Origin of the sequence: Herbiconiux daphne, assembly GCF_024979295.1 — a bacterium.
Taxonomy (GTDB): Bacteria; Actinomycetota; Actinomycetes; order Actinomycetales; family Microbacteriaceae; genus Herbiconiux; species Herbiconiux daphnes.
The window spans coordinates 384227-404836 of the sequence record NZ_JANLCJ010000004.1; the positions used below are offsets into that span (position 1 = coordinate 384227).

The window sequence follows — 20610 nt, forward strand, 5'->3', positions numbered from 1 at the left end:
CGTTCGAGGCTGATCCGGATGCGGGATTCAACGGGTGATCAGAGATGATCGATCAGGATGGTCGATCAGGACTTGCAGTAGAGGTCGTACTCCGAGGTGCCCTTGGGCGCGGAGGCGAGCTCCTTGACGCGCTCGTTGATGTCGGGGATGGCGGCGGCCTCGGCGGCCGTCACGGCGCACGGCTTCACGCTGGCGGCCGCGTCGTCACCGGTGTCCTTCACGGCCGGCGGGTTGCCGGCGGCGATCTCGTCGGCGATCTCGAAGGCCGAGGCGGGGTAGCCCTCGAGGAAGTACATGACGCTGCCCACGAGGTTGGGGTCGACGTTCGGCCCGGTGATCAGGCCGCCGTCCTGGCCCCAGCCCATGATCGAGCCGTCGCGGCCGAGCTGCGTAGCAGCCTGAAGCGCGCCGACCACGGCCTGGTCGTTCAGGCCCACGACGAGGATGTTCTTGGCATCCGGGTGCGCGGCGAAGACGCCGGGGGCGTTGGCGAGCGACGTGGTGAGGTTGCCGTCGGCCTCGTACTTGACGTAGTTCTCTTCGGGGATGTCGGGGCAGACCGTGCCGATGGCGTCAGCGGCGTTGCCGGTGCGCCAGGTGTTGATCTGGCCGGCGGCGGTGCCCTCGGCCTCGATCACCAGGTCGACCTTGCAGTCCCACTTCTCCTTGGCGAGCTCGCCGAGCGCGGTGCCGCCGTCGGTGCCTGCTGCGGCGTTGTCGACGCCGACGAAGTACCAGCCGGGCTGCGCGATGTCGAACGTGACCACCGGGATGCCGGCATCCGCGTATTTCTTGGCGATGACCGGGTTGGCCGAGGGCTGGCCGTTGAACATCATGACCATGTCGACACCCTTCTGAATGAAGATGTCGGCGTTCTTGGTGGCCGTCGCTTCGCTGTTGTCGTTCGACAGCTCCACGAAGTCCCAGCCGCGCTGGTCGGCGAGACCCTTGGCGACGTCGCCCTGCAGGTCTTGCCAGTCGGCGTCGGGCTGGCCGCCCACGGCGAAGCCGACGGTGAAGGTGCCGTCGTCGGCCGCGTCGCTCGAGCCGGCGTCAGACGTGCTGCCGACCGTGCTGCAGCCGGCCAGCAGAAGACTGGCGGCGGCCACGCCGACCAGTCCGAGGCGGGCGAGGCGCCCGCGGGTGAAGTGCGTCATTGCAGTGTTCTCCTCAATGAGATGGGTAGGGATTGCGAGGGTGTTGGTGGTGGTGGTGTGGGCGCGCGGTCGTCAGTGGACGATGGTCGCGCTGTCCTCGGGCGTCGAGACGTCCGCAGGAATGGCGCCGGTGATGAGACCGACGATGCCTTCGGGGGTGATGTCGGCCACATCGCGGGTGGCGATGGTGCGGCCGAGGCGCATGACCGTGACGCGGTCGGCGACCTGCACGAGCTGCTGCATGTTGTGGCTGACCAGGATGACGCTCACGCCGTGGTCGCGCAGGCGGCCGATGAGCTCGAGCACCTGGGCCGACTCGCGCACGCCGAGGGCGGCGGTCGGCTCGTCGAGGATGACGATCTGACGGCCCCAGAGCAGGGCTCGCGCGATGGCGAGGCACTGGCGCTGGCCGCCCGACATGCCCTTCACCGACACGTTGACCGACTGGATGCCGACGCCGAGCTCGGTCAGCACCTCGCGCGAGCGCTTGCGCATGCCGCCGTCGTTCACCACGTTGAGCAGACGCAGGAACGGGTTCTTCGACAGCTCTTCGCGGCCGAGGTAGACGTTCTGCACCGCCGACATGGTGTCGACGAGGGCGAGGTCTTGGTAGACGGTCTCGATGCCGGCCTCGAGGGCGTCGGAGGGGCGGCGGAACGACACCGGCGAACCACCGACGACGATGTCGCCGCCGTCGGGGATGACGGCACCCGAGAGAATCTTGAGGAACGTCGACTTGCCCGCCCCGTTGTCACCGACGAGACCCATGACCTCACCGCGGCGCAGTTGCATCGAGGCATCGGCCAGAGCGACGACGGCGCCGTATCGGCGGGTGATGTGGCTTGCGCTCAGCGCGAAGTCGGTCGCGGTGGAAGTGGTGTCAGACATCGGGCAACCTCGTTGTTGTGGAATCTAAAACGTTCTATGTAAAACGTTTCAAAAAGATATCCCCGATTCCTCCGGAGTGCAAGTACGAGTTCTGTGGTGGTCTCGGCAAAGCCCACGGCGTACGCTGCCGAGCATGAGCGAGATCCTGCTGTTCCACGCCGCCTACGGCCTCACGCCGGGGGTCGTCGCCTTCGCCGACCACCTACGCGGTGAGGGTCACGTCGTGCACACGCCCGATTACTACGACGGCACCACGTTCAGCGTGCTGAGCGAGGGACTCGCCTATCGCGACGAGCTCGGCATGGACGAGATCGTGCGGCGGGGCGACTCCGCGGCAGGGTCGTTGCCGCCCGACCTGGTCTATGCGGGCTTCTCCCTGGGCGCGGTGCCCGCCCAGAAGCTCGCGCAGACGCGACCCGGCGCGCGCGGCGCCATCCTGCTCGACGCCTGCGTGCCCTCGGCCGAATTCGGCGTGCCGTGGCCGGCATCCGTTCCCCTCGCCGTGCACGGTGGCGCGCGCGACGAATGGTTCGAACCGGATGTCGCCAAGGCGCTGATCGAGGAGGCTTCCGAGGGCGAGCTCCACCTCTATCCCACCGCCGATCACCTGTTCGCCCTCAACGACCTGCCGACGTTCCAGCCCGACCTGGCGCAGCGGCTGGCCGACAACGTGGTCGACTGGCTCGCCCGGCACTGAGGCGAGGGCGAGGCCCCCGGATCGAGCAGGGCGCAGCCCGGCGGCTCAGGCTCCGACGAGACGCTCGGCGAGGTAGCCGGTGAGGCGGTCGAGCGAGATGCGGTCCTGCGCCATCGAGTCGCGCTCGCGCACGGTCACCGCGTTGTCGTCGAGCGAGTCGAAGTCGACCGTGATGCAGAACGGGGTGCCCACCTCGTCTTGACGGCGGTAGCGGCGGCCGATGGCGCCGGCGTCGTCGAAGTCGACGTTCCAGTTCTTGCGCAGGTCGGCAGCGAGCGTGCGGGCTAGCGGCGAGAGGGCCTCGTTGCGCGAGAGCGGCAGCACGGCCGCCTTCACCGGGGCGAGCCGCGGGTCGAGCTTCAGCACGGTGCGCTTGTCGACTCCGCCCTTGGTGTTCGGGGCCTCGTCTTCGTGGAACGCGTCGACGAGGAACGCCATCAGCGAGCGCGTGAGGCCGGCCGCGGGCTCGATCACGTACGGGGTCCAGCGCTCGCCCGTGGTCTGGTCGAAGTACGACAGGTCGGTGCCGGAGGCCTTCGAGTGCGTCGAGAGGTCGTAGTCGGTGCGGTTGGCCACGCCCTCGAGCTCGCCGAACGCCGACCCGGTGAAGCCGAACTTGTACTCGATGTCGACGGTGCGCTTGGAGTAGTGCGAGAGCTTCTCTTTCGGGTGCTCGAACAGGCGCAGGTTCTCGGGGTCGATGCCGAGATCGACGTACCACTGGAAGCGCTGGTCGATCCAGTACTGGTGCCACTCTTCGTCTTCGCCGGGCTTGACGAAGAACTCCATCTCCATCTGCTCGAACTCGCGGGTGCGGAAGATGAAGTTGCCGGGCGTGATCTCGTTGCGGAAGCTCTTGCCGATCTGGCCGATGCCGAACGGCGGCTTCTGGCGGCTGGAGTTCAGCACGGCGTTGAAGTCGACGAAGATGCCCTGCGCGGTCTCGGGGCGCAGGTAGGCCATGCCGCTCTCGTCGTCGACGGCGCCGAGATAGGTCTTCATGAGGCCCGAGAAGTTCTTGGGCTCGGTCCACGATCCGGGCTGGCCGGTGTCGGGGTCGCGGATGTCGGCGAGGCCGTTGACCGGCGGATGCCCGTGCTTCTCCTCGTAGGCCTCCAAGAGGTGGTCGGCTCGGTAGCGCTTGTGCGTGTGCAGCGACTCGACCAGCGGGTCGGTGAACACCTCGACGTGGCCCGAGGCCTCCCACACCTGGCGGGGCAGGATGACGGCGGAATCGAGGCCCACGACGTTGTCGCGACCCTGCACCATGAACTTCCACCACTGGCGCTTGATGTTCTCTTTGAGTTCGACGCCGAGGGGCCCGTAGTCCCACGCCGACCGGGTTCCGCCGTAGATCTCGCCCGTCGGGAAGACGAATCCCCTGCGCTTGGCGAGGGCGATGACAGAATCGAGGCGTGAGGCAGGCATGTAGGCTCCGGTAACTCCACGCGGCCGGCTGCTCGCGTTGGATCAGCGACAATTCTAATGGGGGGAAGATGCGCGAGAAGAGCGACCGAGACGTCGACCGCGCAGCCGAGAGCTGGCTGCGACGCGAGGGGCTGCCCTATTTCGTGCGCGCACGGGCCTGGGGCGACCGGCTGACCATCCGCATCGCGCCCTTCATCCTCTTCGTGCTGCTGGCTGATCTGTCGCTGACCATCCTGCTCACCATCGACTTCGACGTCGACACCGACGACCCGGCCATCGGGGTGCTGCTGTTCGCGCTGGTGCTGATCGTGCTGCTCGCCGCCCTCGTGCTGCCGATCGTGCTCTCTGCCCTCGCCTCCCGGGTGCTGCGGCGGTTCCCGCGCGCCCGCCTGCCCGTCGCACTGGGCCTGCTCGGGCTGTTCGTCGTCGTCGTGCCCGTCGCCGAGCTCTTCACCTCTCCGGTCGAGGACTTCGTCACGGCCTTCGTCGGCGACCTGCTCATCGTCGGCCTCGCCTACCTGTTCACGTGGCTCGGCATCGGCTCCCTCGTGGCCTGGGCGGTGCGGTCGGCCCTGCGGCAGGTGGCGGCCATCGGCACCCTCACCACGAGGGCCCTGCCCATCCTCATGCTCGTGGTCGTGTTCGCGTTCTTCGCCCGCCCGCTCTGGGAGGTGACGAGCACGATGTCGGCCGGCCGGCTGTTCGCGGTCGCCGTGTTCTTCGTGGTGCTCGGTCTGCTCTTCGTGATTCCCATCACCCACTCCGAGATGCACGGTCTCGAGCAGCGCATCGATCGCACCGAGCGCATCGAGGCGGTGCGATCGACCCGGCTGCCCGGCCTCGAGGAGCGCGCCGCCGCGGGTGGTCCGCGTCTCAGTCGGTTCGAGCGCTTCAACTTCGAGACCGTGTTCGTGCTCGCCCTGGGCTTTCAGGTGTTCATCTTCGCGGTGCTCGTGTGCGTCTTCCTGCTCGCCCTCGGGGTGCTGGCGTTCTCGGCCGAGGTGCTCGAGGAGTGGGTCGGCGCCCGGGCGACCACCCTCAGCGTGCTCGGCATCGAGCTGCCGTTCACCTGGGCGCTCGTGAAGACCTCGATCTTCCTGTCGTGCGTGTCGTCGCTCAACTTCCTCGTCTCGGTCACCACCAACAGCGCCTACCGCGCGAAGTTCTACGACCCGCTGTTCCGCGAGGCGCGCACGGCGCTCTCGGTGCGCTCGGCCTACCGCGCCACGGCGGGAGCGCCGGTCGACGTGGAGGCCGACGCCGAGCACGCCGCACCCTCCGGCCCTGCGCCGATCAGCCACCCCGGTGCCCCGATCCCGCACGGGCACAGCACCTCCCCGCACCCCGGCGAAGTCGAGCACGGCATGATCGAACCCGGGCGCGGATCGGAGTGACCGGCGCCTGGATCCTCTCGATCCGCATCGTCGACGGCCCCGTGCTCTGGGGCACCTACCTGCTCGCCGCGGCCGTGTTCGTCTACCTCCTGTTGCGGCCGCCCACTCGCCGATGGATCGTGACGGTCGCGAGCGCCCTCGGTGGCGGCATCCTGATCGCCCTCGTCGCGACCTTCATCGTGCAAGACCTGCTGAACGTCTTCAACTCGCCGATGACCCTCACGGCCCGGCTGTGGATCGTGGCGGCCGGGGCCTCCGTCGCCTTGGCCATCGTGAACCTCTGGCGCTCGCGCTGGTGGCGCAAGCTGATCGCGGTGTTCGGCATCGCGCTCTTCGGCGTCACCACCACTCTCGGCATCTCGGCCGACTTCGGGGTGCTGAAGAACGTGGGCGATCTGCTCGACATCCAGATCGAGCAGCCGCTGGATGTCGCGGCCCTCGCCCCGCACTCGACCAACCCGCCCGGCCCGCTCGCGGAGTCGTGGGTGCCGCCGGCCGCGATGCCCGCGACGAGCATCCACCGGTCGGTGGCGATCCCCGCCTCCGACCCCGGGTTCACCCCCCGCAACGCGGTGGTCTACCTGCCGCCTGCCGCACAGCTTCCGGCGGCGCCGGCCCTGCCGGTGGTCGTGTTCCTGAGCGGACAGCCGGGGGCTCCGGATGTCGCCGACATCGGTTCGGTGCTCGACGGGTTCGCGGCAACCCATGAGGGGCTCGCGCCCATCGTGGTGTCGGTCGACCACCTCGGCGGGTCGTCGGGCAACAACCCGCTCTGCGTCGACGGCTACCAGGGCGACGCGCAGACCTACGTGAACGTCGACGTTCCCGCGTTCATCGCGCGCACCTTCAACGTGGTGCCCGACCGGCGGTCGTGGGCGCTGGCCGGCTTCTCGAACGGCGGCGAGTGCGCCATCGCATCGGTGGCGCGGTTCCCGGCGGTGTGGGGCAGCGTGGTCGACATCTCGGGCGAGCTCGAGCCCGACCTCGGCTCCGACGCCGAGACGCTCGAGGAGGGTTTCGGCGGGTCGCAGGCCGACTTCGACGCGGCGAAGCCCCTCGTGCTCCTCGCGCGCGGGGCCGCCGACCCGGCCACGGCCGCGCTCTATGCCGACACCCTCGCGATCTTCGCCGACGGGTCTGACGACGAGCCCTACCTCACGGCGTCGCGCACCCTCTCGGCCGCCGCGCGCGACGCCGGCATGCAGGCGCACCTCGTCGTCTCCCCCGGCACCGGGCACGAGTCGGCCACCATCGAATACGGCTTCGCGCGCGCGTTCGAGCTGCTCTACCCCCGCTGGGGTCTTGCTGCGTGAGAGAGGCGATGCTAGCGTTCTTGACATGAGTTTTGCTCACGTTACCCGCCGGCCCTTCGTGTGCATCCTCGCTCTGGCCGGGGTGTTGACATCCCTCACCCTGTCGTTGCCCGCGAATGCTCACGTCGCCTCCGCGGTGATCCCGCATGACCCCACGCACGGGGTCGGGGGTGAGCCCGCGGGAATCGCCATCGACCAGGGCCTCGGGCGCGCCTTCGTCACCAACTCCGCCGACGGCACCGTCTCGGTCATCGACACGTCCTCGAACACCGTGATCGGGGTGATCCTCCACGATCCGGTGAGCGGCATCGGCGACGGGCCATCGGGCATCGCCGTCGACCAGAGTGCGCATCGGGCCTACGTCGCCAACACGGGCAGCGGCACCGTTTCGGTGATCGACACCTCGACGGCCTCGGTGGTGTCGGTCATCGCGCACGCTGTGGGCACCGGCATCGGCCGCGAGCCGACCGGTGTCGCCGTCGACGAGAGTCGGCATCGTGTCATGGTCACGGAGCACGGAGACTGGGCGGTGGCCGTGATCGACACCTCCACCGATCGCGTGGTCTCCGTCATCCCGTTCGGCACGGTGATCGGCATCGGCCGGGGGCCGGCCGGCATCGCGATCGACGAGACCGTGCACCGCGCCTTCGTCGCCAACTCGGGCGACGACACGGTCTCCGTCGTCGAGACGCGGCTGCCGAAGGTGCTGCGGATGCTCAACGACCTCAGCTCGGCTGTCGGCCGAACGCCTCGAGGGGTCGCCGTCGACGCCACCACCCATCATGTCTTCGTCACCAACGCCGGCGACGACACGGTCAGCGTGATCGACACGCGAACCTACGCGGCCGATCGGCTGCTGGCTTCGGCCTCGGCCATCGGGCACCAGCCCTCCGCAGTGGCGATCGACGAGGTTCGACGACGGGTCTACGTGGTGAACTCGGGCGACGACACCGTGACGGTGGTCGACGCCGATGACTACCACCGCATCGCCGTCCTCGGCGCCGCCGACGGCATCGGTCACCGGCCGAGCGCGGTCGCGGTGGAGGCGAGCACAGGTGTCGGCCTGGTGGCCAACTCGGCCGACGGCACGGTGAGCGTCATCGGCGACACGATCGCGCCGGTCCCCGGCATCACCACGAGCAGCCTTCCCGATGCCCACCAGAACGCGGCCTACTCCGTGACGATCACCACCACCGGCATCCCGTCGCCGGAATTCTCGCTCGCGCCGGCCAAGGGCGAGTCCCTTCCCGCCGGGCTCTCGCTCGACCCGGCGACCGGCGTGCTCAGCGGGCCGGTCAGCTCGCCCCCGGGCGTCTACGGGCTCGTGATCACCGCGTCGACGGGCGGGCGCGCCGTGGCGACGGCCGAGCTCACGCTCACGGTGCTGCCGCCGGAACTCTGAGGGTGGCGGGCTCCGCTGCGGTCGGGCTCAGGAGGCCTTGGTCGACTTGCGCGCAGCCGGCGTCTTGGCGGCCGCAGATTTCGCCGCGGGCTTCTTGGCCGCAGTCCGCTTGGCGGGGGCCTTCTTCGTCGAGCCGCTGCCGGAGTCGTCGTTCGCGGAATCGTCGTCGTCGGCATCCGTCGCCTCGGTCTTCGACTTCGACTTCGATCCGCTTGAACCCGATCCGCCTGAACTCGAGCTGCCCGAGCCCGAGCTGCCCGAGCCAGAGCGGCTCTTGTCGACCGAGCGGCGCAGCGCCTCCATGAGGTCGAGCACCTCGCCGCCGCCGTCGCCCTCGCCGGGCTCGCGGCCGAAGGTCTCGTCGGTGTCCATCGCGTCGCCCTTGGCGAGCTTGGCCTCGATCAGGGTGCGCAACTGCTCCTGGTAGTCGTCGGTGAACTTCTCGGGCGCGAAGTCGGTGGCGAACTGGTCGACGAGCGACATGGCCATGTCGAGTTCCTGCGACGAGACGCGAGTTGGTTCATCCAGTGCCGGGAAGGCGGCCTCGCGCACCTCGTCGTCCCAGAGCAGCGACTGCAGCACGAGCACGTCGCCGCGCACCCGCAGCGCCCCGAGCCTGGTCTTCTGGCGCAAGGCGAAGTGCACGATGGCGGTGCGGTCGGTGGATTCGAGGGTCTTGCGCAGCAGCGCGTAGGCCTTCGGCGACTTCGAGTCGGGCTCGAGGTAGTAGCTCTTGTCGAGCATGATGGGGTCGATCTGCTCGCTCGGCACGAACTCCACCACCTCGATCTCGCGGCTGCGCTCCTCGGGCAGCGACGACAGGTCTTCTTTGGTGAGGATGACGGTGCGATCGCCGTCGTCGTAGGCACGGGCGATGTGATCGTATTCGATGATCTTTCCGTCGATCTCGCACCGGCGCTGGTAGCGGATGCGCCCGCCGTCTTTGTCGTGCACCTGGTGCAGCGAGATGTCGTGGTCTTCGGTGGCGCTGTAGACCTTCACGGGCACGTTGACGAGCCCGAAGGTGATCGCGCCCTTCCAGATCGATCGCATACCTCAATTAGACCCCGCACCGGGTCTTTTCACATAGTCCGGGCCGCTTTTGGGGGCCAGGATGATGACATGGCGGCGAAATCGAACGAGCAGACGGTCACGGTCGGCGGCCACCGGCTGCGCATCACCAACCTCGAGAAGGTGCTCTACCCCGAGACCGGCACCACCAAAGCCGACGTGCTGCGCTACTACGCCGAGATCGCGAGCGTGCTCATTCCGCACTCCCGCAACCGGCCGGCCACGCGCAAGCGCTGGGTGCACGGGGTGGGCACGCTCGAGCATCCGGAGCAGGTGTTCTTTCAGAAGAACCTCGACGAGGGCACGCCCGACTGGGTGAAGCGCGTCGCCATCCAGCACTCCGACCACGAGAACGTCTACCCGCTCGTCAACAACGCCGCCACGCTGGCGTGGCTCGCGCAGATCGCAGCGCTCGAGATCCACGTGCCGCAGTGGCGGGTCGACGCGCAGGGCCGGCAGAAGAACCCCGACCGGTTCGTGATCGACCTCGACCCGGGCGAGGGCACGGGCCTGCCCGAGTGCGTCGAGGTGGCGAAGCTCGCCCGCGGCATCCTGCGCGACATGGGGCTGTCGCCGGTGCCGGTGACCAGCGGCAGCAAGGGCATCCACCTCTATGCCGCCCTCGACGGGTCGCAGACCTCCGACCAGGTCTCGGCGGTGGCGCACGAACTCGCCCGGGCGCTCGAGGCCGACCACCCCGATCTCGTGGTGAGCGACATGAAGAAGACCCTGCGCGTCGGCAAGGTGCTCGTCGACTGGAGCCAGAACAACGGCAACAAGACCACGATCTGCCCCTATTCGCTGCGCGGCCGGTCGCGCCCGACCGTCGCCGTGCCGCGCACCTGGCGCGAACTCGCGTCGAAAGATCTGCGCCAGCTCGAGCTCGACGAGGTGCTCGCGCGCATGAAGCGGCGCTCCGACCCGCTCGCCGAGAGCGCCGAGGCTCCCGGCGCGGTCGAGGCGCCGGCCGGCGAGTGGCATTCGAACCAGGGCGCCGACGACCAGCCCGACGCGCATCCGTCCCCGGCGTCGGCGCGGCCGTCGGTTCGGGAGGAGCAGCGCAGCACTGGCGCCGCGAGAGCCTCAGCCGCGCGCACCTCCTCCCGAACCGACGACCACGCCGGCAGCAGCGACCGCGACCGCCTCGAGGTCTACCGCTCCAAGCGCGACCAGGCCAAGACCCCAGAGCCCGTGCCCGCGGCGCGGCCGGCGTCGACCGACGGCCGCTCGTTCGTCATCCAGGAGCACCACGCCCGCCGCCTGCACTGGGACTTCCGGCTCGAGCACGACGGCGTGCTCGTCTCCTGGGCGCTGCCGAAGGGGGTTCCGGACGACCCGAAACAGAACCATCTCGCCGTGCAGACCGAAGATCACCCCATGGAGTACGGCTCCTTCGAGGGCACCATCCCCTCGGGCGAATACGGCGCCGGATCCGTCGTGATCTGGGACTTCGGCACCTACGACCTCGAGAAGTGGCGCGACGGCAAAGAGGTGATCGTCACCCTGCACGGCCAGCCGTCGGGCGGGCTCGGCGACCCGGTGAAGGTGGCGCTCATCCACACCGGCCGCGGCGGGGCCGACAAGAGCTCGGAGAAGAACTGGTTGATCCACAGAATGGTGCCCGAGGCCGACACCGCCGCCGCGGCATCCGGAGCCCGTGAGAAACGCGGCGCGAAGAGCGGCGAGCCCCGCGGCAAGGCGGCCGACGCCCCGGCCGGCGCGAGCGGATCCCCGGCCGACGCGACCGCTGCCCGGGCCGCCACCTCGCGCGAGACGGCGAGGCGGCTGGCGTCGGTGAAGCCGATGCTCGCCACCCTCGGCACGGCGGCCGACATCGACGACGAGGCCGACTACGCCTTCGAGATGAAGTGGGACGGCATCCGGGCCCTCGTCGCGATCGACGACGGGGTGGTCACGCTGCGCACCCGCAACGGCAACGACGTGACGGCCGGTTACCCCGAGCTGACCGAGGCTCTCGCGCGGGTGTTCGCCGGCCGCACGCTGCTGCTCGACGGCGAGATCGTGGCCCTCGACCATCGGGGCCGGCCCAGTTTCGGCCGCCTGCAGCAGCGCATGGGCCTCTCGAAACCCAAAGACGTCGAGGCCGCGCGGGCCACGACGAAGGTCGATCTGATGCTGTTCGACATCCTCGACCTCGACGGCCGATCGCTCGTGAAGAAGGACTACGACGAGCGCCGCCGCATCCTCACCGAGACCGCGCCCGAGAGCGACGGGCCGCTGCACGTGCCGCCCGCGTTCGACGGCGACCTCGGGCACGCCATGTCGTCGAGCCGCGAGCTCGGGCTCGAGGGCGTCATGGCCAAGCGCCGCGACGGCACCTACTCCACCGGCGGGCGCTCGCGCTCGTGGATCAAACTCAAGCACCACCTCGCCCAGGAGGTGGTGATCGGCGGCTGGCGCCCCGGCAAGGGCCGTCGGGCGACGCAGATCGGTTCGCTGTTGATGGGGGTTCCGGATGCCGAGGGCCGGCTGCACTACGTGGGTCGCGTGGGCACGGGGTTCAGCGAGCGCGACCTCGACGCCGTGACCGGCACGCTCGCGAAGCTCGCCCGCAAGACGTCGCCGTTCGACGACGTGCCCTCGATCGACGCGCGCGACGCGAACTGGGTGACCCCGAAGCTGGTGGGCGAGGTGGAGTTCGCCGAGTGGACCGACACCGACCGGCTGCGCCAGCCGTCGTGGCGCGGATGGCGCCCCGACAAGTCGCCCGGCGAGGTGCGCCGCGAGGGGTGACACTTTCGCTCGGGCTGATACGATGATGAGATGTACTCATCTTTGGTCGTCAGGGTTGCCGCGACGGTTTCGGTGGTCGCGGCGCTCCTCGTCGGCGTCGTCGTGCTGCCGGTCTCAGTGAGCCCGGCTTCGGCGGCGGTGTTCGTGACGGCGCTGATTCCCGTTCCGTCGGCCGGTGGGCGCGAGGCGGGTCCCTTCGGCGTGGCTGTCGACCCGGACACCCAGCAGGCGTATGTCGCGAACAGCGCGAATGACACCGTGAGCGTGATCGACACCCGCACGCGAACGCTGACCACGACCGTCCCGGGAACATTCACCGGCGCTCGCGCCGTGGCCATCGACGCCGCCCACCATCAGGCGTATGTGGTCAACTCCGGCAGCGCCACGGTTTCGGTGATCGACACCATCACGAATCGGGTGACGACCGTGATTCCGTCGACGGGATTCAGCGACGTACCGTACGCCATCGACGTCGACACGACATCCGGTCGCGCCTATGTCTCCAGCCTTCTGAAATCGGTCGTCTCCGTCATCGACACGGCCACGAACACCGTCCTCAAGGTCATTCCCCACGACGCCACGAACGGGATCGGTTCCCAGCCGACGGACGTCGCCGTCGACGCCACCACGCACCGCGCATATGTGGCCAACAACGGCGACGACACCGTTTCCGTCGTCGACACCACGAGTGACTCTGTGATCACGGTGCTGCCGCACGACGAGACGCGCGGGATCGGCTCAGAGCCGTCACAGATCGCCATCGACCAAGACGCCCACCGCGCCTTCGTGTCGAACTATGCCAGCGGCACCGTCTCGGTGATCGACACGACGACTGACACGGTCATAGCTGTGCTTCCGCATGACCCGGCGAACGGGATCGGAGACACGCCTGAGGCTGTGAGCGTGGACAGTGCCAGCCACCAGCTGTTAGTCGCGTCGAACACTCAGATCACGGCGTTCGACACGGTCACCTTGAACGTCACCGGCATCATGCGCTCCGGAACCGATGGCGACTACGGCACCGGCATCAGGGGCATCGCCGCGGATCCGGTGCACCATCAAGCCTTCGTCACCGGGGAGACATCGAACACCGTGGCCGTCGTCGACAGCACGGGGACTCTGTCGCGTCGGGGTGGGGCTGACCGGTTCGAGGTGTCCGCCGCGATCTCGGCCGCGGAGTTCTCGCCCGGGGTCGACGTCGCCTACATCGCCTCGGGCACCGCATTCGCCGACGCCCTCTCCGGCTCCGCCGCCGCCGGCTCCCGCGGAGCACCCGTGCTCCTCACCGCCACCGACACCCTCCCCACCAGCATCCGCACCGAACTCACCCGGCTGAAACCCAAGAAGATCATCGTCCTCGGCGGCACCGCCAGCATCAACGACACCGTGCTCACCACCCTCGCCGCCTACAGCCCTACCGTCACCCGCCTCGCCGGCCCCGACCGCTACGCCGTCGCCGCCGAGGTCTCCCACGACACCTTCACCCCCGGCCTCGACCTCGCCTACGTCGCATCCGGAGAAGTCTTCCCCGACGCACTCGCCGGCTCCGCCGTCGCCGGCGCCAAACACGCCCCCGTGCTCCTCACCACCAAGAACACCCTGCCAAAAGCCACCACCGACGAACTCACCCGCCTCCACCCCCTCGCCATCATCATCCTCGGCGGCCCCAACACCATCACCACCGACCTCGAGAACCACCTCCGCGACTACGCCCCCACCGTCCGCCTCGCCGGCGCCGACCGCTTCGACGTCGCCGCCACCACCGCCACCGCCACCTACCCCACCGGCACCGACACCGTCTACATCGCCTCCGGCGCCGTCTTCCCCGACGCCCTCTCCGGCTCCCCCGCCGCCGCCGACAACAACGCACCCGTACTCCTCACCACCAAAGACACCCTCCCCACCGCCACCACCACCGCCCTCACCCAACTCCACCCCACCCGCCTCATCGTGCTCGGCGGCCCCAACACCATCAGCGACGCGGTCTATGAGAGCTTGCGGGGCTATCTACGGTGAGTTGCAGGCCGGGCCCGGTTGCACATCCGTGCGGATGGCGGGCGGGGCTCTGGCCCGGGTCGGGCGCGAGTGGTAGCTTCACGAGCAAGCCAACGGCCAGACAATCGAGGAGGATCTCATGACCGACAGGAAAGAACACGAAGGTCGCGGGGAACGCGACGGCGAATACACCGACACCGAAGAAGACAACGTGATCGAGCCGGAGCCCGAAGCGGGCGAATACACCGACAGCGAGATCCCCGGCGACGAGTAGCCGATCATCACGTCACGAGACGCCGTGCGGCGCGCGAGAACGCGCCGCGCGGCGTTTTTCATGATCGTCGATTTGATCGGGAATAAACCGGGCCCCGTTCAACTTGACAGGCCCTTTCGCGAGAGTAGTGTTCTCACTCGTGGTTAACGAAACCCGCTCGGCGAAACGCTGGTTGATCGGCGATCCTCTGCCGAGCGACAAGATCGAGGGTCAGCTGCTCCCCAAGCGACTCGCGCTCCCCATTTTCGCCAGCGACCCACTCTCATCCGTCGCCTACGCGCCGCAAGAACTGCTCATGATCCTCCTCATCGGAGGACTTTCTTTTCTGACCTTCGCGCCCTGGGTCGCGGCCGCCGTCGTGCTGCTGCTGATCGTGGTGGTCGCGTCTTACCGCCAGCTCGTCAAGGCCTACCCGTCGGGCGGCGGCGACTACGAGGTGGCCCACAAGAACCTGGGTGAGAAGGCCGGTCTCGTCGTCGCATCCGCTCTTCTCGTCGACTACGTGCTCACCGTGGCCGTGTCGGTCGCATCGGGCGTCGACAACATCATCTCGGCCATCCCCGAGCTGAACCCGTGGCGGGTCGAGATCGCGGTCGGCTTCGTCGTGCTGCTGATGGCTGTCAACCTGCGCGGGGTGCGCGAGTCGAGCAAGGCCTTCGCCATTCCGACCTACGTGTTCGTGGCGAGCGTGGCCGTGATGATCCTGATCGGGCTCGCGCGCACCGCCTTCGGCGACGCCCCGGTGTCGGAGTCGGCCGGCTTCGAGGTGAAGGCCGATCAACTCACGCAGGCCGCGATGGTGCTGTTGCTGCTGCGCGCGTTCTCGAGCGGATGCTCCGCCCTCACCGGCGTCGAGGCCATCTCGAACGGCGTGCCCGCGTTCCGCACCCCGAAGATCAAGAACGCCCAGCGCACCCTCGTGCTCATGGGCGGCATCGCCATCTGCCTGTTCGCCGGGCTCACCGCCATCGCGCTCATCTCGGGAGTGCACTACGCCGAGAACGCCTGCCACCTGGTGGGCTTCGAGAACTGCGAGACGACACCGCAGCGCAGCCTGATGGCGCAGGTGGCGGCCGCGACGTTCGGCAACAACTCGATCATGTTCTTCGTCATCCAGGCCGCCACAGCCGCGGTGCTGCTGCTGGCGGCCAACACGGCGTTCAACGGCTTCCCGCTGCTCGGCTCCGTGCTGGCGAAAGACAGCTACGCGCCCAAGGCCATGCTCACCCGCGGCGACCGCCTGGTGTTCTCGAACGGCATGATCGTGCTGGCCCTCGCCGCCACCGCCATCCTGATCGTCTACCAGGCGAACCTCACCCAGCTGATCCAGCTCTACATCATCGGCGTGTTCGTGTCGTTCACCCTCGGGCAGACCGGCATGGTGAAGCACTGGGTGCGGATGCTCCGCGAGGGCGCGAGCGACCGCGGCGCCGTCATCCGCTCGCTCGCGATCAACGCGGTGGGAGCGGTGTTCACGGCGATCGTGCTGATCGTGGTGACCATCACCAAGTTCACCCACGGCGCCTGGCTCGTGTTCGCCATCATGCCCGTGCTGTTCCTGCTGATGATGGGCGTCAACCGCTACTACCGCGACGTCAACAAAGAGGTCGAGGTCGACCCCACCACGACGTTCGGCGCCACCGGCGACCACGCCGTGGTGCTCGTGGGCCGCATGCAGAAGCCCGTGCTCAAGGCCCTCGACTACGCCATCGCCGCCCGGCACGACTCGATCGAGGCGGTGCACCTCTCGATCGACGACGAGCAGACCGCCCAGCTCGAGAAGGACTGGCAGGCGATGAACATCGAGGTGCCGCTCAACATCATCGAGTCGCCCTACCGCGACGTGGCCGTGCCGCTGGCGAAGTACATCATGAAGCACCAGGCCGAGCACGGCGGCGAGGTGGTGACGGTCTACACGCCCATCTACATCGTGGGTCATTGGTGGGAGACGATCCTGCACAACCACAAGGCCCGGCGCATCCGCAAGAAGCTGATGCTCGTGCACGGCGTCACGATCGCGCTGGTGCCCTGGCTGCTCGACTCGTCGGAGTTGCTCTACGGCCGGCGGTCTCGGCCGCTGCCCGGCCAGGAGCGCCGCGGCGAGCCCGTGCGCCCCGTCGTGCGCCGCCCGCACGCCGAGGCGATGGCGGCCCGAAAGCGCACCCGGGGCTGAGCCTGACGCCACGCCGGCGACGAGCCTGACGCCACGCTGGCAATAGGTGCACGGACTGAAATTCGTGGGGACCCTGCGTGCTAAACTGACGCAAGTTTTCGTAGTTATTCGTCTCATCCGGGTGGCGTATGCCCCCGGCCCGATTCGTGAGGGGGTCTCGCATGGGGCGTGGCCGTCAGAAGGCAAAGCACACGAAGGTCGCTCGCGAGCTGAAGTACTTCAGCCCCGACACGAACTATTCGGCGCTCGAGCGTGAACTCACGGGCAAAGCCGGTGAGCCCGACTACTCGAAGTGGATCGAAGAAGACGACGATTCCGACGATTCGTTCGAGCCGAAAGACGAGCAGAAGCGCGCCTGACGCTCCGACCCGTCACTCCGCGGCGACGCGAGCGCTCCACAGCGCTTCTCGGCACCAGAGGGTCTGATCCGCTGAGGGTCAGGCCCTTTCGTCGTTCTCGGGCTTGACCGGCTCGGCGATCATCTCGATGACCGGCTCGCCCTCGGCGGGCACGGAAGCGGAAGCAGGAGCAGACGCGGGCTTCTCGTGCTCTTCGACGCGCTCGACCTTCACGGTGCGTGCGCGCCGGCGGCTCGCGCGGTCGATCACGATCGCCACCACGGCACCGAGCCCGACGCAGATCGCCACCACGAAGAGCCCGACGAAGCCGAACACCTGCAGCCGGTTGAAGTCCTCCTGCTCGGGGAACCCGAAGGTCAGCATGAGCGTCACGATCACACCGACGGCCAGCCCCACCGCCATGAAACGGTAGTAGCGGGGCGCCCGGCGAACCGAGGCAGTCTCTTCACGACGATCACTCACCCCTCCATTCTCCCGCACCCGCCTGAAAGCGGCGTGCGCGAGATCAGGGTTCAGAACGTCGGTGCACGACCGGAACGTAGCCGGTGAGATCGGCGCGCTGGCCCGACGCGTGGATGCGCGCCGCCGCCCGGCCCTCCGCCCAGCTGAGGCTGCCGGTGGCGAGCTCGAGCCAGGTGCGGGCATCCATCTCCACCACGTTCGGCGGCGTTCCGCGGGTGTGCCCCGGCCCCTCGATGCACTGCACGGCGCCGAACGGCGGCACCCGCACCTCCACCGAGTTGCCCTCGGCGCGCTCCGCCAGCAGCTGCAGCAGGTAACGAACGGCGGTGGCCCGGATGTCGCGGCTCGCGCCCTCGAAATCACCCGTCGCGGCGCTCACCGCCGCGTTGCCCTCGCTGTCGCCGATGCGTGCCTTGCCCATGCCTCAACGCTACCCGCCAGGGATTCAGGCGGGGTCGTCGAACGTCCAGGTGAACGACACGAAGGGCTCCACCCGGCTGGGCACGGCTGCGCGATAGGTGGCCAGCGCGGCCTCGTTGTCGGGCTCGGTGCCGACCCACATGCCATAGCAGCCCCGGTCGCGCGCCAGGTCGGCGAGCGCGTGCACGAGGGCCGTCGCCACGCCCTGGCGCCGGAACTCGTCGTCGACGCCGAGTTCGTAGAGGAACATCTCGGTGCCGTGGTCGGGGTGGGTGGTCTCGACGCCCGAGATCATGCCGATGGGATGCGCCAGGTCGGCATCGCCCGCGCGGTAGGCGAACAGCAGGTGGTGCGTGGGGCTGGAGAGGAACCGCCGTGCCGCGGAGTCGTCGACCGCCTCGTCGAAGAGGTGGGCACCGCGGGCGAGGGCGCGAGCATCCGTCACCCGCTCGATCTGCACCGTCATGCCCCCACGCTACTCGCGGCGCCCGGCCAGGTGCCCGCCCGCGCCACACCCTAGGCTGGAGCCGTGAAAATTCTGGTCCTCGGCTCCGGCGCGCGCGAGCACGCCATCATCACCGCGCTGCTCGGCGAGCAGGCGCACGAGATCATCGCCGCTCCGGGCAACGCCGGCATCGCCGCCGACGTGACCACCGTCGAGCTCGACCCGAACGACCCGCAGGCGGTGGCGAACTACGCGCTGGCCGAAGACGTGCAGTTCGTGGTGATCGGGCCCGAGGCGCCCTTGGTGGCGGGCGTCGCCGACGCCCTGCGCACCCGCGGCATCCCGGTGTTCGGCCCCGGTCGCGAGGCGGCGGCACTCGAGGGCAGCAAGGCTTTCGCGAAGCGCATCATGCAGGCGGCCGGCGTGCCGACCGGGCGTGCACAGAACGCGTCGACCCTCGCCGAGGCCGAGGCGGTGCTCGCCGACTACGGCGCGCCCTACGTGGTGAAGGCCGACGGGCTCGCGGCAGGCAAGGGCGTTCTGGTCACGAACGATCTCGCCGAGGCCACCGCCCACGCGCGGCACTGGCTCGAGCACGGCGAGGTGCTGATCGAGGAGTTCCTCGACGGCGAGGAGGTGTCGCTGTTCCTGCTGAGCGACGGGCACTCGGTGGCGCCGCTCTCGCCTGCGCAGGACTACAAGCGCCTTCTCGACGGCGACGAGGGCCCCAACACCGGCGGAATGGGCGCCTATTCCCCCCTGCCCTGGCTCGACGAGCGGTTCGGCAGCGAGAAGGCCTTCGTCGACGAGGTGATCGACACCATCGCCCTGCCGACCGTGCGTCAGCTCGCGGCCGAGGGCACGCCGTTCATCGGCCTGCTCTACTGCGGTCTCATCCTCACCGCCAAGGGCGTTCGTGTGATCGAGTTCAACGCCCGCTTCGGCGACCCCGAGACGCAGGTCGTGCTGCCCAGGCTCGAGACCCCGCTGAGCGGCCTGCTGTTCGCGGCGGCGACCGGCACACTGGGCGAGCACGAGCGCCCGGTGTTCCGCGACGACGTCGCCGTCACGGTCGTGCTGGCGAGCGAGAACTACCCCGGGTCACCCGTCACCGGCCGCGTCATCACCGGGCTCGACGCGCTCGGCCCCGGCAGCACCGGCTTCGAGGGCGTGACCGTGATGCACGCCGCCACCGATCGTGACGGCGACCGCCTGCGCGCCACCGGCGGCCGCGTGCTGAGCGTCGTCGCCACCGCGCCCGACTTCGCGCTCGCGCGGGACCGCGTCTACGCGGCGATCGACGGCATCCATCTCGAGGGGTCGCAGCACCGCACCGACATCGCCGCGAAGGTGGTGAGGGCGGACGCTGTGGCCGGGGCGCGTGCCGGGGACTCGGGCGTCTCGCCGCAGAGCTCGGCCGCGGCATCCGGAGCCGGCGCCTCGGCAGCACCCGGCTGGCGCCACCTCTACAGCGGCAAGGTTCGCGAGTTGTTCGTGCCCGAGACGACGGCACCGGATGCCGCCCCCGCCGCTCTGCTCGTGGTGGCGAGCGATCGCGTGAGTGCGTTCGACCACGTGCTCGAGCCGGGCATCCATGGCAAGGGTGAGCTGCTCACCGAGCTCAGCCGCTGGTGGTTCCACCAGTTGCAGGGGGTGCCGAACCATTTGGTGGGCGACGATGCCGGGCTGCCGCCGGTTCCGGCGGAGATCACGGCGCGGTCGATGGTGGTGAAGTCGCTCGAGATGTTCCCGATCGAGTGCGTGGTGCGCGGCTACCTCTCGGGCAGCGGGTGGAAGGAGTACCAGGCGAGCCAGAGCGTGTGCGGCGTGGCGCTGCCGCCCGGGCTGCACGACGGCGACCGGTTGCCCGAGCCCATCTACACGCCCGCCTACAAGGCGCCGATGGGTGAGCACGACGAGAACATCACGTTCGAGCGCACCGTTGAGCTGGTGGGGCTCGAGACGGCGACGGCTCTGCGCGACCTGTCGCTCGAGGTCTACCGCCGCGCCGCCGCCATCGCCGAGGCGCGCGGGGTGATTCTCGCCGACACGAAGTTCGAGTTCGGCCGCGACCCCGAGACGGGCGAGATCACGCTGGCCGACGAGGTGCTGACGAGCGATTCGAGCCGATATTGGGATGCCGCCGCCTACGACTCCGGCGAGCGCACCGCGAGCTTCGACAAGCAGATCGTGCGCAACTGGCTCGCGGCGAACTGGGACCAGACGGGCACGCCGCCCACGCTGCCGCAGGAGATCGTGGAGCAGACCGTGCTGCGCTACCGGGAGCTGCTGGCGCGGCTGACGGGGGCCGCCTGAGTCGCGTTTCGGCGGGGCTGTCGGCGGCCGGGAGCGGTCTGAGTCTTGTGTCGGCGGGGGTG

At 69.0% G+C, this 20610-nt stretch carries 17 protein-coding genes and 1 pseudogene; 11 read left to right on the forward strand and 7 right to left on the reverse strand.

The features are described from left to right. Positions 1-65 precede the first annotated feature (65 nt). Positions 66-1157: a sugar ABC transporter substrate-binding protein gene (locus N1032_RS13050; protein WP_259539530.1), complete on the reverse strand. Its 1092-nt coding sequence runs from the start codon at positions 1155-1157 to the stop codon at positions 66-68. Between the two features lie 72 nt (positions 1158-1229). Then, on the reverse strand, positions 1230-2045 hold the full coding sequence (locus N1032_RS13055; protein WP_259539531.1) for an ATP-binding cassette domain-containing protein: 816 nt from the start codon (positions 2043-2045) through the stop codon (positions 1230-1232). A 133-nt stretch (positions 2046-2178) separates the two neighbouring features. Between N1032_RS13055 and N1032_RS13060 the strand changes: the two genes are divergently transcribed. Then, entirely contained in the window at positions 2179-2742 is a 564-nt protein-coding gene (locus N1032_RS13060) for a dienelactone hydrolase family protein (protein WP_259539532.1), read from the forward strand. Between the two features lie 45 nt (positions 2743-2787). Here the strand turns inward: N1032_RS13060 and N1032_RS13065 are convergent, their stop codons facing one another. Beyond that, on the reverse strand, positions 2788-4170 hold the full coding sequence (locus N1032_RS13065) for a glycine--tRNA ligase (protein WP_259539533.1): 1383 nt from the start codon (positions 4168-4170) through the stop codon (positions 2788-2790). Between the two features lie 68 nt (positions 4171-4238). Between N1032_RS13065 and N1032_RS13070 the strand changes: the two genes are divergently transcribed. From N1032_RS13070 to N1032_RS13080, 3 genes are read left to right on the forward strand one after another with little or no spacing between them, the layout of a single operon-like run. Then, a complete protein-coding gene (locus N1032_RS13070) occupies positions 4239-5564 on the forward strand; it encodes a hypothetical protein (protein WP_259539534.1) in 1326 nt (441 codons plus the stop codon). Beyond that, on the forward strand, positions 5561-6877 hold the full coding sequence (locus N1032_RS13075; RefSeq protein ID WP_259539535.1) for an alpha/beta hydrolase: 1317 nt from the start codon (positions 5561-5563) through the stop codon (positions 6875-6877). Before N1032_RS13070 ends, N1032_RS13075 begins: the two co-directional genes overlap by 4 nt. A gap of 25 nt (positions 6878-6902) precedes the next feature. After that, positions 6903-8279, forward strand: coding sequence for a putative Ig domain-containing protein (locus N1032_RS13080; protein ID WP_259539536.1), 1377 nt, complete (start codon positions 6903-6905; stop codon positions 8277-8279). A 27-nt stretch (positions 8280-8306) separates the two neighbouring features. Here N1032_RS13080 and ku read toward each other — a convergent pair whose 3' ends face one another. Beyond that, positions 8307-9332, reverse strand: a complete 1026-nt coding sequence (ku, locus tag N1032_RS13085; RefSeq protein ID WP_259539537.1) for a non-homologous end joining protein Ku — start codon at positions 9330-9332, stop codon at positions 8307-8309. A 69-nt stretch (positions 9333-9401) separates the two neighbouring features. On the opposite strand from ku, the gene N1032_RS13090 reads away from it, so the two are divergent. The 5 genes from N1032_RS13090 to N1032_RS13110 all read left to right on the forward strand — a co-directional run bounded on the left by N1032_RS13090 (position 9402) and on the right by N1032_RS13110 (position 16905). Beyond that, positions 9402-12104 carry an ATP-dependent DNA ligase gene (locus N1032_RS13090; protein WP_259539538.1) on the forward strand — a complete coding sequence of 901 codons (2703 nt, stop codon included), beginning with the start codon at positions 9402-9404 and terminating at the stop codon, positions 12102-12104. 30 nt (positions 12105-12134) lie between these two features. Further along, entirely contained in the window at positions 12135-14120 is a 1986-nt protein-coding gene (locus N1032_RS13095; RefSeq protein ID WP_259539539.1) for a cell wall-binding repeat-containing protein, read from the forward strand. Between the two features lie 118 nt (positions 14121-14238). Then, the gene (locus N1032_RS13100) at positions 14239-14373 is read left to right on the forward strand and encodes a hypothetical protein (RefSeq protein WP_259539540.1); all 135 of its coding nucleotides are present in this window, start codon (positions 14239-14241) and stop codon (positions 14371-14373) included. Positions 14374-14512: 139 nt separating this feature from the next. Then, positions 14513-16546, forward strand: coding sequence for an APC family permease (locus N1032_RS13105; RefSeq protein ID WP_259539541.1), 2034 nt, complete (start codon positions 14513-14515; stop codon positions 16544-16546). Positions 16547-16707: 161 nt separating this feature from the next. After that, complete coding sequence (locus tag N1032_RS13110; RefSeq protein WP_259539542.1) at positions 16708-16905, forward strand: DUF3073 domain-containing protein; 198 nt, start codon at positions 16708-16710, stop codon at positions 16903-16905. A gap of 78 nt (positions 16906-16983) precedes the next feature. Here N1032_RS13110 and N1032_RS13115 read toward each other — a convergent pair whose 3' ends face one another. The 3 genes from N1032_RS13115 to N1032_RS13125 are packed head-to-tail and all read right to left on the reverse strand — an operon-like array spanning position 16984 to position 18253. After that, positions 16984-17367, reverse strand: coding sequence for a potassium transporter Trk (locus N1032_RS13115; protein WP_259539543.1), 384 nt, complete (start codon positions 17365-17367; stop codon positions 16984-16986). A 43-nt stretch (positions 17368-17410) separates the two neighbouring features. Further along, positions 17411-17788: a sterol carrier family protein gene (locus N1032_RS13120; protein WP_259539544.1), complete on the reverse strand. Its 378-nt coding sequence runs from the start codon at positions 17786-17788 to the stop codon at positions 17411-17413. A gap of 24 nt (positions 17789-17812) precedes the next feature. Continuing rightward, entirely contained in the window at positions 17813-18253 is a 441-nt protein-coding gene (locus tag N1032_RS13125) for a GNAT family N-acetyltransferase (RefSeq protein ID WP_259539545.1), read from the reverse strand. A gap of 63 nt (positions 18254-18316) precedes the next feature. Here N1032_RS13125 and purD point away from each other — a divergent pair. Then, positions 18317-19591 (forward strand): annotated as a pseudogene (purD, locus tag N1032_RS28405) (phosphoribosylamine--glycine ligase); the annotation flags it as partial. A 9-nt stretch (positions 19592-19600) separates the two neighbouring features. After that, positions 19601-20548 carry a phosphoribosylaminoimidazolesuccinocarboxamide synthase gene (locus tag N1032_RS28410; protein WP_407933038.1) on the forward strand — a complete coding sequence of 316 codons (948 nt, stop codon included), beginning with the start codon at positions 19601-19603 and terminating at the stop codon, positions 20546-20548. Positions 20549-20610: the final 62 nt, after the last annotated feature.

Bases quoted from the DNA above. Each gene is read 5' to 3' on its own strand.
- N1032_RS13050 (WP_259539530.1), bottom strand. From the start codon at position 1,157: ATGACGCACTTCACCCGCGGGCGCCTCGCCCGCCTCGGACTGGTCGGC.
- N1032_RS13060 (WP_259539532.1), top strand. From the start codon at position 2,179: ATGAGCGAGATCCTGCTGTTCCACGCCGCCTACGGCCTCACGCCGGGG.
- N1032_RS13120 (WP_259539544.1), bottom strand. From the start codon at position 17,788: ATGGGCAAGGCACGCATCGGCGACAGCGAGGGCAACGCGGCGGTGAGC.
- ku (WP_259539537.1), bottom strand. From the start codon at position 9,332: ATGCGATCGATCTGGAAGGGCGCGATCACCTTCGGGCTCGTCAACGTG.
- N1032_RS13090 (WP_259539538.1), top strand. From the start codon at position 9,402: ATGGCGGCGAAATCGAACGAGCAGACGGTCACGGTCGGCGGCCACCGG.
- N1032_RS13080 (WP_259539536.1), top strand. From the start codon at position 6,903: ATGAGTTTTGCTCACGTTACCCGCCGGCCCTTCGTGTGCATCCTCGCT.
- N1032_RS13095 (WP_259539539.1), top strand. From the start codon at position 12,135: ATGTACTCATCTTTGGTCGTCAGGGTTGCCGCGACGGTTTCGGTGGTC.
- N1032_RS13125 (WP_259539545.1), bottom strand. From the start codon at position 18,253: ATGACGGTGCAGATCGAGCGGGTGACGGATGCTCGCGCCCTCGCCCGC.
- N1032_RS13110 (WP_259539542.1), top strand. From the start codon at position 16,708: ATGGGGCGTGGCCGTCAGAAGGCAAAGCACACGAAGGTCGCTCGCGAG.
- N1032_RS13100 (WP_259539540.1), top strand. From the start codon at position 14,239: ATGACCGACAGGAAAGAACACGAAGGTCGCGGGGAACGCGACGGCGAA.
- N1032_RS13070 (WP_259539534.1), top strand. From the start codon at position 4,239: ATGCGCGAGAAGAGCGACCGAGACGTCGACCGCGCAGCCGAGAGCTGG.
- N1032_RS13065 (WP_259539533.1), bottom strand. From the start codon at position 4,170: ATGCCTGCCTCACGCCTCGATTCTGTCATCGCCCTCGCCAAGCGCAGG.
- N1032_RS13055 (WP_259539531.1), bottom strand. From the start codon at position 2,045: ATGTCTGACACCACTTCCACCGCGACCGACTTCGCGCTGAGCGCAAGC.